15 protein-coding genes are annotated in these 13,408 nt (G+C 42.9%); 5 read left to right on the top strand and 10 right to left on the bottom strand.

What is annotated here, in order from left to right; translation table 11 throughout:
- The first annotated feature begins 12 nt into the window (after positions 1–12).
- Positions 13–1,938: an AMP-binding protein gene (locus E0485_RS19870; protein WP_328591328.1), complete on the top strand. Its 1,926-nt coding sequence runs from the start codon at positions 13–15 to the stop codon at positions 1,936–1,938.
- Here the strand turns inward: E0485_RS19870 and E0485_RS19865 are convergent.
- Positions 1,935–3,728, bottom strand: a complete 1,794-nt coding sequence (locus E0485_RS19865) for an ABC transporter ATP-binding protein (protein ID WP_132419818.1) — start codon at positions 3,726–3,728, stop codon at positions 1,935–1,937. The two genes, E0485_RS19870 and E0485_RS19865, sit on opposite strands and share 4 nt — an antisense overlap.
- On the bottom strand, positions 3,725–5,485 hold the full coding sequence (locus E0485_RS19860; RefSeq protein ID WP_132419817.1) for an ABC transporter transmembrane domain-containing protein: 1,761 nt from the start codon (positions 5,483–5,485) through the stop codon (positions 3,725–3,727). Before E0485_RS19860 ends, E0485_RS19865 begins: the two co-directional genes overlap by 4 nt.
- 204 nt (positions 5,486–5,689) lie before the next feature.
- Between E0485_RS19860 and E0485_RS19855 the strand changes: the two genes are divergently transcribed.
- Positions 5,690–6,577 carry a TIGR01777 family oxidoreductase gene (locus E0485_RS19855; protein WP_132419816.1) on the top strand — a complete coding sequence of 296 codons (888 nt, stop codon included), beginning with the start codon at positions 5,690–5,692 and terminating at the stop codon, positions 6,575–6,577.
- Between the two features lie 194 nt (positions 6,578–6,771).
- On the top strand, positions 6,772–7,155 hold the full coding sequence (locus E0485_RS19850) for a VOC family protein (protein ID WP_132419880.1): 384 nt from the start codon (positions 6,772–6,774) through the stop codon (positions 7,153–7,155).
- A 69-nt stretch (positions 7,156–7,224) separates the two neighbouring features.
- Here E0485_RS19850 and E0485_RS19845 read toward each other — a convergent pair whose 3' ends face one another.
- Positions 7,225–7,446: a DUF1450 domain-containing protein gene (locus E0485_RS19845; RefSeq protein ID WP_132419815.1), complete on the bottom strand. Its 222-nt coding sequence runs from the start codon at positions 7,444–7,446 to the stop codon at positions 7,225–7,227.
- Positions 7,446–7,748, bottom strand: coding sequence for an iron-sulfur cluster assembly accessory protein (locus E0485_RS19840; RefSeq protein ID WP_132419814.1), 303 nt, complete (start codon positions 7,746–7,748; stop codon positions 7,446–7,448). Before E0485_RS19840 ends, E0485_RS19845 begins: the two co-directional genes overlap by 1 nt.
- A gap of 198 nt (positions 7,749–7,946) precedes the next feature.
- Here E0485_RS19840 and ytvI point away from each other — a divergent pair, with 198 nt between their 5' ends.
- Positions 7,947–9,059, top strand: a complete 1,113-nt coding sequence (gene ytvI, locus E0485_RS19835) for a sporulation integral membrane protein YtvI (RefSeq protein WP_132419813.1) — start codon at positions 7,947–7,949, stop codon at positions 9,057–9,059.
- A gap of 59 nt (positions 9,060–9,118) precedes the next feature.
- Here ytvI and E0485_RS19830 read toward each other — a convergent pair whose 3' ends face one another.
- Positions 9,119–9,340, bottom strand: a complete 222-nt coding sequence (locus E0485_RS19830) for a hypothetical protein (RefSeq protein WP_132419812.1) — start codon at positions 9,338–9,340, stop codon at positions 9,119–9,121.
- Positions 9,341–9,411: 71 nt separating this feature from the next.
- A complete protein-coding gene (locus E0485_RS19825; RefSeq protein ID WP_235857647.1) occupies positions 9,412–10,326 on the bottom strand; it encodes a M14 family metallopeptidase in 915 nt (304 codons plus the stop codon).
- A gap of 121 nt (positions 10,327–10,447) precedes the next feature.
- On the opposite strand from E0485_RS19825, the gene E0485_RS19820 reads away from it, so the two are divergent.
- Positions 10,448–10,882, top strand: coding sequence for a universal stress protein (locus tag E0485_RS19820; protein ID WP_132419810.1), 435 nt, complete (start codon positions 10,448–10,450; stop codon positions 10,880–10,882).
- Positions 10,883–10,963: 81 nt separating this feature from the next.
- Here E0485_RS19820 and racE read toward each other — a convergent pair whose 3' ends face one another.
- The 4 genes from racE to E0485_RS19800 form a co-directional block, all read right to left on the bottom strand.
- Positions 10,964–11,779 carry a glutamate racemase gene (racE, locus tag E0485_RS19815; protein ID WP_132419809.1) on the bottom strand — a complete coding sequence of 272 codons (816 nt, stop codon included), beginning with the start codon at positions 11,777–11,779 and terminating at the stop codon, positions 10,964–10,966.
- Between the two features lie 151 nt (positions 11,780–11,930).
- Positions 11,931–12,326 (bottom strand): disulfide oxidoreductase, encoded by a 396-nt coding sequence (locus tag E0485_RS19810; protein WP_235857648.1) that lies wholly within the window; start codon positions 12,324–12,326, stop codon positions 11,931–11,933.
- 137 nt (positions 12,327–12,463) lie between these two features.
- The gene (locus E0485_RS19805; protein ID WP_132419808.1) at positions 12,464–12,808 is read right to left on the bottom strand and encodes a YtxH domain-containing protein; all 345 of its coding nucleotides are present in this window, start codon (positions 12,806–12,808) and stop codon (positions 12,464–12,466) included.
- 6 nt (positions 12,809–12,814) lie between these two features.
- Complete coding sequence (locus tag E0485_RS19800) at positions 12,815–13,327, bottom strand: DUF948 domain-containing protein (protein ID WP_165921235.1); 513 nt, start codon at positions 13,325–13,327, stop codon at positions 12,815–12,817.
- Between the last annotated feature and the right edge of the window lie 81 nt (positions 13,328–13,408).

The raw sequence follows: 13,408 nt of genomic DNA, 5'->3' as shown, positions 1-13,408 counted from the left end.
GGTGAAATCAAGTTGGAGCTGAAATTAGTTCAGTTCATGCGAAAGCTGGGGTTTGAGGATTACGATGCCTTCTATGCTGAATCTATTGGAGATATTCGCTGGTTCTGGGATCAGGTCGTGCAAGATATGCAGATTCCATGGCTTAAGCCTTATCATCAGGTGCTAGATTCATCTCGAGGCTTTGCGTGGCCTCATTGGTTTGTTAACGGCGAGCTGAATATTACACAAGCTGCTGTATACAGGTGGCTACAGGACGAAGCAACGAAGAACCAGTACGCTATTATTGCAGAGAATGAGCTGCAAAAAGGACGATCCTTAACATATGAACAGCTAGCGCTAGAAGTCGATCGACTGGCAAATAGTTTGCGTCAAATAGGTATCGGCAAAGGTGATCGTGCCGCCATCTACATGCCTATGATCCCTGAAACCGTCATCGCCATGTTAGCATTAGCCAAGCTTGGTGCTATAGCGATCCCAATTTATTCAGGATTCGCCCCTTCAACCATCGCCAAACGGCTACATGCATCAGGAGCCAAGCTGCTATTTACGGCAGATGGTTATTATCGCAAAGGCAAGATCATCAAGATGAAGCCCATCGCTGACGAAGCCGCAAATCAATGCTCATCAGTCGAGGTCATGGTCGTTGTTCGCCAACTCGGTATCGACATTCCGTGGGATGATCATCGTGACCTTGCGTGGTCTACGCTCATTCAACAATCATCCCAATTAGTGCCATCACAAGTGGAACCCATGACAAGCACTGAGCCACTTATGCTTCTATACACATCGGGTACAACAGGCGAACCTAAGGGAATCGTGCATACTCACTGCGGTTTCCCGATTAAAGCAGGCTTTGATGCGGGTTATGGGATGGATGTACGGCAGGGAGATCGACTCTGCTGGCTAACGGATATGGGATGGATGATGGGTCCCTTTATGCTATATGGCGCTTTACTTAACGGCGCTACAATGGTGTTATATGACGGTTCACCAGACTATCCTGAACCTAATCGGTTATGGAAGCTGGCTGAAACTCATCAAATCACGCATCTTGGAGTCTCGCCCACACTGATACGTGTGCTAATGAAGCAAGGTGATGAGTGGCATCAGCAGCATAATCTATCCTCCCTACGTGTGATCGGTTCTTCTGGCGAGCCTTGGAATGACGATCCTTGGAAATGGTTATACGAGCAAGTTGGGCAGGGGCGTATCCCGATTGTCAATTATTCCGGAGGTACTGAAATTTCAGGCGGTATTCTATCCAATCAACTGCTTAAAGATATTGCGCCATCCGGATTCAATGGGCCATTGCCTGGTATGGATGCGGACATTTATGATATCCAGGGTCAATCGATTTCTACAGGAATTGGAGAGCTTGTGCTTAAGCAGCCTTGGGTTGGAATGGCTGCCGGCTTCTGGAATGATGCGGAGCGATATACGCAGACTTATTTCTCCAAATATCCGAACACATGGGTGCATGGAGATTGGGTCGAGAAGGATGATGAGGGGTATTGGTATATCAGGGGGCGCTCTGATGACACGCTGAACATTGCTGGCAAAAGACTTGGACCTGCCGAAATGGAATCCGCCCTAGTCGAGCATGCCGCCGTTCTTGAGGCTGCTACAATTGGCATTCCCGACGATGTTAAGGGTGAAGTAGCTGTATGCCTAGTCGTCATCAGTCAAGCATACCAGGAATCCAAGTTAACGATAGAACTCATGAATGAATTGCTCCATTATGTTGAGGAGAAGCTTGGAAAAGGAATGAAGCCCAAGGTTATACATGCAGCAGAACAGCTCCCCAAAACACGTAATGGCAAAGTGGTTCGAAGGGCAATTCGCGCAGCATACCTCGGGCTTGATCCTGGTGATATATCGACTCTTGAGAATCCAGAAATACTGGATACGATTCGTCTACTTGGCTCACCAACAGTTTAAGCTGTTGGTGAGCTGGATTGTTTCTCTGCTCCTTGTTGAAGCAAGTACATGCGATAGTATAGTCCTCTTTGTGATAATAAGGATTGATGATTGCCTCGTTCAACAATTTCACCTTTGTGCAGCACGAGAATTTGGTCTGCATCTTGAATCGTCGATAAGCGGTGGGCGATGGCAATCGTCGTCCGTCCTTTGCGCATTTTGGCAAGCGCTGCTTGAATGGCTTCCTCTGTCTCGGTATCAATGCTGGCCGTCGCCTCATCGAGCACGAGAATTTTAGGATTACGTGCCATCGTTCGTGCGAAGGATAGAAGCTGACGTTGACCGCTAGAGAATGTTGCCCCTCTCTCACCAACTGGTTCATCATACTGCCCCGGAAGCTTTCGAATAAACGAATCCGCTTGAACAAACTCCGCAGCACGCTCGATCTCCTCTTGTGTAATCTCATCTTCATGCAATCTGATATTCTGCTTTACATCTCCGGCGAATAAGAACGAGTCCTGCAGAACGAGCCCTACTTTATCACGCAATTCCTGATCGGAGTAAGCTTGAATTGGTTGTTCATCGATCAGAATTTCGCCTCGATTAATGGAATAGAAACGCATCTGCAGGTTAATGATAGAGCTCTTCCCACTGCCCGTATGGCCGACTAATGCAATCGTCTCACCTGGATTCGCAACGAACGAGATGTTATGCAATACATCCGTCTGACCATCATAAGAAAAGCTAACATCCTTAAATTCAATTTTACCTTGAACGATCTGAGGATTATTTTCGCCTTCCTGTGTTGGAGCAGCTTCTTCTTCATCCATTAAACCAAACACACGCTCAGCCGATACAATCGCCTGTTGAAACTCTGTTAATCTGAACATCATCATATTGATTGGTTCGAAGAATCGCTCCAAATAATTGATGAAGGCGTACAAAACACCAATTTCCACAGGACCAACAAATGATTTGAATCCGAAGAAACCAAGAACTAGCATAATCGCTAGTAAATAGATGAAATCAACAGCAGGTCTAACGAGCAATCCATTCAGCTTAATCTGCCTTAAGTTGGCTTTATAATGCTCTTTGGTCGTCTGGTCGAATGATTCACGGAATCTTTTTTCCTGACGCATCGCTTGAATAATGTTCATTCCCTGAAGCGATTCATTCAGCTTGGCATTCAACTGGCTTACTTTCTCTCGAGAGATATGGAATACCTTGGAACTAAGCTTACGATACACCTGCATAAGCATCATGATTACAGGCAGCAGCAGCAAGCAATACAGCGCAAGCTTCACATCCAAAAAGAACATCCCGGCCAAAATCCCAACCAGCATAACAATCCCTTGCACATAGGTTGACAATACACTGACATACAGCATCTTAATCGATTCTGTATCATTCGTAATACGAGAAACCAAGCTACCACCCGGCGTTCTATCAAAAAACTTCAAGCCCAAATGCTGAATTTTGCTAAAGACATCCACCCGAATCTGTTGAATAATCCAATAGGCAATTTTATTAAAGCTAACTAACTGATAATAAGTGAATACGACGGATAACAGATGTAGACCTAAATATATACCCGCTAATACACCGATCGCTTGCCAATCAAAATTGCGTGGCGTTAAATAGTCATCGATAAAAATTTGGATCAGCTTCGGTCCAGCGACACTTGAAGCTGTTCCTAATGCTAATACGATAAAAGCGGTAATTAGCGCGACGCGGTGCGGCTTCATATAAGCAGCTAGTCTGCGGACGGTATGCTTCGTCGACAATTTCTCTTTCGGACTGATCTCACTCATCGCGCTAATTGACCTCCTTCATCTACATCTGATTCAAGCTGCTGCTTGTTATACATCTCGGCATACCAGCCATCAGTTAACATCAGTTCTTCATGTGTACCTCTTTCGGCAATCTGCCCGTCTTCCAATACCAAGATTAAATCTGCATGTTCGATCGCACTTAAACGATGTGCTGAAATAAGCGTCGTTTGCTGCTGGCGATTGATTCGCAGTTCATTCAGAATCGATTCTTCTGTCTTGGCATCAACAGCGGATAGCGCATCGTCGAGCATCAGAATATGCGGATTCATCAGCAAAGCTCTCGCAATCGATATCCGCTGTTTCTGGCCACCTGACAATGTAACCCCACGTTCGCCGACAACCGTCCCATAACCATCTGTAAATTGTATGATATCATCATGTATACATGCCGCCTTGGCAGCAGCGTGAATCTCTTCCATCGATGCATCAGGTTTACCAAAAGCAATGTTCTCAGCAATCGTCGCGGAGAATAGGAAATGATCTTGCGGCACGTACCCAATAGCCCCTCTTAATGCATGTAAAGTCACATCGTAGATGGATTGATTACCGATTTGAATATCACCTTTCGTAAGGTTGAATTCACGCATTAGCAGCCTGAGAAGCGTTGTTTTGCCGCTGCCTGTTTTCCCAACAACCCCTAACGTCTGTCCTTGCTTAAGTTCGAACTGAACATTACGAAGGGCAGCATTCTCCTGCTCTGGATATAAGAAGCTCTCGACTTGATAATTCACATTACCTTGAGGGATGACATCGACTGTATCTTCGCGATCTGTAATCTCAGGCTTAACGCCAAGCATAAGCTTAATTCGATCATAGGAAGCTCTTCCGCGTTCCATAATGTTGAACAGCATGCCGAATGCAAGCATCGGCCAAATCAAATGTCCTAAATAAATCGTAAAAGTCGTTAACTCTCCTAATGTAAATCCATTATCTTGGGTAACATACATCGCGCCAAAGCCAACTGCCAGGATAAAAGAGAACCCGATAATCAGCGAGATCGTTGGATCGAATAAAGCATCGATTTTTGCAACTGCAATATTCTTATGTACCACATCGGACGATAAATTTTGGAATGAACGAATTTCTGCTTTTTCTTGACCAAATGCTTTAATCACGCGAACACCTGACACATTCTCTTGCACTTTATCATTCAAGTCAGAGAAAGCCGCTTGTGCTTTATGGAATCGCTTATGCAGCATTTCTCCATAAATCCAAGTTGCAAGCGCCATGAACGGCATTGGAATCAGGACGATTAACGTGAGCTTCCAATTAATATATAACATCGTAATGGTAACGAGAGCACCCGTTGTTAAAGAGTCGACCAATGTCAGTACGCCATCAGCTGCCGTCATTTCAACAGCTTGCACGTCATTCGTACTATGCGCCATTAAATCGCCAATTCTGCGCTTATGGAAGAATTGAGGAGACATTCTCGTAAAATGTTGATAGAGATTGTTACGTAGCTGTCTTTCCAGCCGTAATGCGGAGCCAAAAATAAAAATACGCCATACGAAACGGAATCCATACGCTAGACATGCGAGCAGCAGAATAAGCAGCAGCCATTCTACTAAACTAGCAGCCGTCAAAGTTTGATTCTGAATACCATCCACTACTTTACCTATGATATATGGAGGTACTAGATTAACGAACGATACTAGAATTAAGAATAAGACACCCATTAGATAACTTTTTTTCTCTTGCTTAAAAAACCACCATAAATCTTTGAATATTGCCATAATTGTTCCATTCACCTTCTACCTGATAAATTAAAGCATTAATTCCTGCCATCACCGCAGCTTTCCTAGTCCTCTTGCGACCATTCGATTAAGTATGCATCCAAAATTTGCAAACCCATCATTACTATATCATGTATATATGTTAAAATTCACTTGTAAGTTTTTTGCCTGAATGGATCATTTATATATGCGGGAGGTCGAGCAATGAAAATTGCCATTACGGGGGCAACTGGTTTCATCGGTAAGCATTTAGCTTCGTTCTATGTCAAGCAGGGTGCTGAAGTCATCATCATTTCACGTTCTACCGCTAAACAACCATTGGATGGCATAACAACCCTTACATGGGAATCGTTGAAGAATAACCCTCAGCAGCTTGAAGGTGTTCATGCCATTATTAATCTTGCAGGCGAATCTATTAATCAACGCTGGACAGCAAGTGCCAAGGAACGGATCGTGCAATCAAGGCTAACGACAGCCGCTGCTCTTGCTGATATCATCTCCAGGCTACAGAATAAACCTGAGGTCGTCATTAATGCTTCTGGCATGTCCATTTACGGAATATCAGAGTCCGAGCGCTTCGACGAGCGTTCACCTGCACACATCATGGATTTTCTCTCGTCAGTAGTTGAGCAGTGGGAACAAGCTGCAGATCGTATCCAAGATACGCGAATCATCAAAATAAGAGTCGGTATCGTACTTGGACGTGATGGAGGAGCTTTGCCACCTATGCTGCTACCTTATAAACTATTTGTTGGCGGCAGGATTGGTTCAGGTCTTCAGTGGATGTCATGGATTCATATTGAGGATATGATAGGGTTAATCGATTATTGCATTCGGAACACAGATATCAATGGACCCGTTAATGGGACTGCACCGCATCCCGTTCGCAATAAAGATTTTGCACGTACAATTGGTAAAGTCATGGGAAGGCCGAATTGGTTCCCCGTTCCTTCTTTTATCTTCAAGATTGTGTTTGGTGAATTGTCTACATTGCTACTTGATGGACAATGCGTAATTCCGCAAGTTCTGCTCGATCATGGATATAAATTTCAATATTCGAATTTGGAATTAGCGCTTACAGATTTACTATAGATTTCTGAATTATATAAAAATATAGGTTTGTTAAATGCTTTGTTGGCACTTGGTAATTAGCGAACATATGTGCTATTATAGTATTATAAAACACAGGGGAAGTTAAGTCCAGAGGAATAGGAAATCGTTAATGAATTGCGCGAAACTCGTTTATCGTAACCAACATTGCAAATATCAAAGGAGGCAACTACATGATGAAAGTCATAGTTACCAGTATATTCGTTCAAGATCAGGACAAGGCATTGAAGTTTTATACAGAAACGCTGGGCTTTGTATCAAAGCATGACATTCCCGTCGGAGAATTTAGATGGATAGCGCTTGTTTCTCCCGATGAGCAGGACGGTACAGAGCTTTTGCTCGAACCGGATAACCACCCTGCCGCCAAAGAGTATCAAAAGAAGATCTATGCCGATGGCATCCCAGCGACAATGTTTGGTGTTACAGATATTCATAAAGAGTATCAACGATTATTGCAAAGCGGCGTGAAATTTACGATGGCGCCAACACAAATGGGCAAACTCACAATAGCTGTTTTCGACGATACATGCGGCAATCTTATACAAATTGTGCAAAAGTAGCTTACTGACGAAATATGTTGCTGCTAACAGAGCCAGCAAGAAAAAACAGCCCGAACATGTTCGGGCTGTTTATTTCACATATTTACTTGCTTTCAGCAAAGCATCATCTTCTGTCTTACCGGTTACATATCTGCCATTAATGAATATAAAAGCGAACCTGGAGCATGGGCCACAATAGGATTTGCATCCGACTTTGATTTCTGCATCGGGTGCCATTTGTTTCAACTTAGGCATGATGGATTTCAGTTTAATGTGTTTGCATTCATCACAAATTCGGATATCGTTAGCCATTAGTGGTCTCCGTGATTACCCTTACTTGGGTTTGTAATCATGAAACCTTCTTCTGGGAGGTAGAAGTAATCAATTCTTATTCCATCCAAGAGAGGCTCATCTTTGTCAAGCAACACATCAATCCCTTGCTCAGTGTGCGCAACATAATCGGCTTCAGTCTGATCATCTAATCCTAGTTCATAATGTGCATGATCACCATGTCTATGTGCAATTGCTACACGCACCATAAGTCCTTTGTTTTCTTCTTTATCTAGTTCCATACGTAGCATTTTGGCAGCAGTGCGGGAAATTTTGCATTTCATGATCTACATCTCTCCTGATAAATGAATTTCATGTCTTATTGTAAAGAAAGATGCGGCTAAAATCAACTAACTGACGTGTAAACTTCTAAACGAACTTTTACAAATGCTCATTTATCGCGGATTTTATCCTATCAAAATGTTGTAATTTTACATTTTTTTCATTACTATAGAAATCAAACATGCATAGGATGTGATGATGTGCTGCCATTTTATAAAAAATATTCCAGGACGATTTTCGACATAGCCTTGCTTCTACTGACAGGATATTTATTTATGCTGCTGTTCAGCTATATTTACGGAATCGCGAAACCCATTTTTTGGTCTTTCATTATTTTCCTAATTATTGAACCATTCGCGCGTTTCCTACATAAGCGTAAGTTCAAAAAAATTATTGCAACTACTATATCCACCCTATTGTTCATTCTTATCATTCTGGCGATAATTGCTGGCGCAGGCGTCCTATTCACGAATTTATCCTTGGAATTCATCATGAACATGGAGAACTACAAGTCACTGCTACAGGATAATATCACGCATACCGTTAATTATTTTCAGAACAAGATCGAAGCACTGCCGCCTGATGTCATGATCAAAATTCAAGAATTCACAACAAACACTGCAACCAAAATGATGGAGATATTCCGCAACCTGCTGAATATATTAGTCACCTTTATTACTTCTATCTCTGGAAGCGTCATGAGTACAATGATTAATCTTGGGATGGCGCTGATTTTAGCATTCTTCCTATCCGTTGAGATCGATAATTGGAAGCGCATTGCCAAGGAGAAGACTCCTTCTACTTTCAAAACTGCTTTTGAATTCCTGCGCGTGAACGTCATTAAGGGGATTGTGTCTTATGTTAAATCGCAGTTCAAACTAGTCTCTATTACATTCGCGCAAGTATTTATCAGCTTTCTTATTCTCGGGGTCAAGAATGCGTTTGCTCTGGCGCTCCTATGCGGGTTAGTCGATATACTGCCACTACTTGGCGTATCTGCGTTCTTCATTCCGTGGATTACCTATTCCTTCATCGTTGGCGATACGGTATTCGCCATCTGGCTTACGGTCATCTTGGCAATCGTTCTTATCGTTAGACAAATTCTCGAGCCGAAGATTACAGGAGAATCACTTGGTGTATCTGCCTTTACTATGCTTTGTGCCATGATTATCTCCTTATCCTTATTCGGCGTTATGGGTTTGATTATGTCGCCTATCATCATTATTTTAGTCAAGGCGTTATATGATCAAGGCTACTTACAACGATGGATTCGAATGCCAAAGGAAGAATATCCAGAAGAAAAAGTGGAATAACTTCGTTTAATCAAAATAGTAGAGGCGAACTCCATAAGAGTCCGCCTCTATTTTTACATTTATTGAATTGCTTTGCGAGTTAAGATACAAGGCACCCCATATCCAACTGCGCCTGGCTCCTTCATGTGGGCTGCGTAATTAAGACCTCTTGTGCATGGCGTCTTGCATACATCACAAGTGGAAGACTCCACGAGCCGCATTACATACTGTATCCTGCCGTTGTGCAATTCCTTCTTTTTCTTCGTTGTTTTGGCGCCGCCCTTACTACTCTTACCAGCCATATCCATTCCTCCCGATAAATCTGCTCCTACAATATATGAGTAGAATTACAAAGGGTTCATACCTACCAAGCTCATCCTACCTGTGGTTCAGATCTCGATATAGCTTCAAGTAGCAATCGCGCCATATTCGGATAGATATCCTGCATGTCGCTAATGGGGAGTGGGTTCACACCCTCGCCAAGCTCGATTGTAAATCCAGGACGACCCGTTTCTTGAATAAACCAATCTTTATATCCTGCATCGCTGCCTGTTAGCTTAATCGCCGCATATCCACTGACTTGAGCTAGTCGATTAGCATACGCTTCTGCATGAGGACACTCCAAATCACGATAATTCCAATAAATTTCTTTACCTTGCGTATGTAAAGCAATGACAACATCAAATTCCTCTTTTTGTGTAAAAGCAGCAATCGCCTTGGCTTCAGGCTCTGTCAATGGAGCATTCCCGCCATAATCACGACTGGATGGCCCGCTTACCGTACGACGCTCACATTCCACTTCCCAAAAGGCTGGGAACTGATCATTCAAATCGACGCCCCGAATGTTTGCTTTCCAACCTGTATAATCATCTGACTGTTCATTCCAGTTAAATACGGCTTCTCTAAGTTGCTTGTCGCTAATCGTTTCTCTGCCTCTTACGACTAACTCCACGCCATCTGGATTAACCATTGGAACGAGCCACAGCTCCGCTTCAGCCAGCAATGCTTGCACATCATAGCCATATAACTGCTCCCCTGTGGTATTACAATGTAAGCAATCCTCGATAAACTGCATCAATAAGGGAGTCGTAATCCATTCATTCGCATGAAAGGCTGCATTGATATGAATTTTGCGCTCTCCTACACCCATTTGGACAACCTGGATCGGCCTTCCCAATACGCTTGAACCGATTGATTCAACATGCAGAATAGGATACTGTGTTGACAAAGTAGACAAGTGATCGTGCATTTCCTCGTAACCATATATGTCGATTTCACGACATTCCATCACATAACCCCTCTTCATACACCATTATGGTTATTATCGCAATACTCCAAGTTTTGTATATCTAGCTAATCATGATATAATTAAACTATAGAATCCAATCTTCCACTAGAGGTGATTTGCTATGTTATTCCACAAAATTCTTGTTGCATTCGACGGTTCGAAAGCTTCGAATCAAGCACTGGATAAAGCAATTGAACTTACGAAAGTGACACCTAACGCAGAACTTGAAATTGTACACGTTCTTCAGTTCCCTAATTTTGTTATTGGCGAAGCAATGATCAATACACCTATCTACATACGTGATGACTACTATCAATCGGCTGAGAAGGTTAGAGACGAAGCTAAAGCACGCGTTGCAGATCTGGGTATTACGGCAAATGTTACTTTGCTTGAAGGTGGAGCTGCAGAATCGATTCTGGAGTTCGCTGAAGACAAACAATGTGATCTAATCGTAATCGGCAGCAGAGGTCTTGGTGGAATTCGCGAGTTTTTCCTTGGCAGCGTTAGCCATAACGTAGTCCAACATGCGAAGATTCCTGTTCTTATTGCCAAATAATTGTGTTATGAATGTATCACTATCACTATATGCCAAAAACCAGATCATTACGATCTGGTTTTTGTTTATTCTTGTAACAACTTAATTTTCACCAAACTTCGGTACTTGCCACACAACTGGCTTACCATAAATGTGATCCTTCAACCATGCTTCCGTAATCTTTTTAAAAATAACGGGTTCACCTGAACAGAAAAAATGATGCACAGGTTCCGAATTCGATGATGCCAACGCATTATTATGGTACAGTACGGTAGAGATTTCTCGTGCAGTTTCCTCTGCAGAAGATATAAGGGCGACATTAGGACCCATCACATCTGAAATCTCATCTATAAGAAAAGGATAATGCGTACAACCGAGAATCAAGCAATCAATCGGACAATCTACCAAAGGCTGAAGTGACCGCTCTACGATGTTATGGGCGCGATCCCCTGAGAAAATCCCATTTTCCACAATAGTTACAAGATCCGGACATGCTAGTGATTCAATCTCCAATTGCGGAGATATCATTCTGAGCGCTTTCTCATAAGCTCCACTACGAATCGTTCCTTCTGTACCTATAACCCCAACCTTGCCACTACGAGTTGTCTTAATCGCAGCTCTTGCGCCTGGTGTAATCACACCGATGACTGGGACTGATACAAGCGTACGAATATGTTCCAAAGCTACAGCCGTTGCCGTATTACACGCAATAACAATCATCTTAGGATTAAAATGTATCAAGTACTCAACGATCTGAGTCGTAAACAACTTCACTTCTTCAGCGTTTCTTGGTCCATAGGGTGCTCTTGCTGTATCACCAAAGTATATAATTTTCTCTTGAGGAAGCTGACGCATTACTTCTTTTACAACCGTTAATCCTCCAACACCCGAGTCAAGAATAGCTATTGCTTGCTGCACTAAAACACGCTTCCTTTACTTTGAAATCTGAACATTCGAAACGTGCCACATAAATAACCAATGAAGGGACGTTTCTTCTTGCACGTTAGAATATGATAAGTTTGTTCAAAACGTACCAATCATAACAAATCTACTACAGGTAAGACAATCCTTACTTGCGATCCGCTCTCCATACCATAATTTGGATAATCGTGATTAATAGGAAAGCTGTCCATGCAAGCAATGGAATTGTAATAAATCCTAGCCAGTTAATATAATCTGAATCACAAGCAACAATACCGCAGCTGCTGCTAAATGACTTGAACAAATCCGTTTTCTGCAAAAGATAATGATAACTGGATACGCAGAATCCAATTAATGAGAACGGTAGTATGTAATGGTATTGCGTATTGTCTTTACGTAGAATGGAAACGGTCAGAATGAGCACAAGCGGATACATCAGAATGCGTTGATACCAGCATAATTTGCATGGCTCGTACAACAGGACTTCAGAAAAATATAAACTGCCTAGCATTGCGACTAGCGCGACTATCCATGACATCAACATGCCATTGCTTAAAATAAATGACCTAAAGCCTCTATTCACTTCAAACATCCCTTCTATCATGCAATACATACCAAAACCACACTGCCACATGCTTATATCATGTGGCAGTCTGGAATCTATGCTTTCTTATTATACAATTATTTAAGCGTAAGTACGAGTTCTTCTTCCTCTTCTTCAAATTCATCTGCAGAAGCAATTACGGCAATTTGATCTTCAACATCTTCTTCCTCTTGGTTCAAGGAACGAGCATTCCCCACTGCTTGTGCAGCTGCCTCCTTGGCTCTGCTAATAAATTCGGATGTATGGCTGCCAATACTTTTGGCGATCTCTTGCGTCTTCTCACTAACAGTATGATATCCTTCTGCAATATCAGCTCTTAGCTCACGACCAGGCTTAGGTGCAAACAGTAAAGCAGTTACCGCACCAATCACCCCTCCTACCACAGATCCAATCATAAAAGTTTTTGCAGTTTGCTTATTCATTCAACTTCACTCCTTCTTATTTCGTTCAACCTGCTCGCACTGGCTCACTTGCTTACGATACAGCTCCTGCATTGTGTGCATACATTCATATCCTGCCTGCAGCCAATCTGATATGCCAAGTGGATCTTTGCGAGGTGGATGCGTCTCCCCCTTGGAGGCTTGCTTCTGATTAGGTGGCTCATCGGATGACTTAGTGCCTACATATTTGGCAAGAAATTCATTCATTCGCTTCAGCTTCTCCCCTAGCGATTGCAACGATTTGCCAAGACCTAGAACGGATTGATAAACACCTTGCAATTCACGTGACCTCGCATGCACATCATCGATCATTCCTCGCATCGCTCGCATCAGCTGTCTAGATAGTCTAGCGGTCTCATCAACCGTTTGCGTCATATGTGCAAGCGATACATCGATCTTCTGCATAAGTGCCTTAGCGATGTGCAGCGTCCAGATCAAATAAACCACAAGCACAACAAACGCTCCTGCTGCAACAACCGCGCTTATCTCATACCAATTCATTGACAATTCACCTCCTAAAGTCAGCCTATCCCCCATCGATCCCCTTGCTTACCGATTAGCATGAACTAGGTATTCGCCTAG

The organism is Paenibacillus albiflavus (genome assembly GCF_004344915.1).
In the GTDB taxonomy this organism is placed as follows: Bacteria; Bacillota; Bacilli; order Paenibacillales; family NBRC-103111; genus Paenibacillus_AM; species Paenibacillus_AM albiflavus.
Note: the sequence above shows the minus strand (reverse complement) of the source record. Positions and strands in the feature narration are given on the sequence as shown.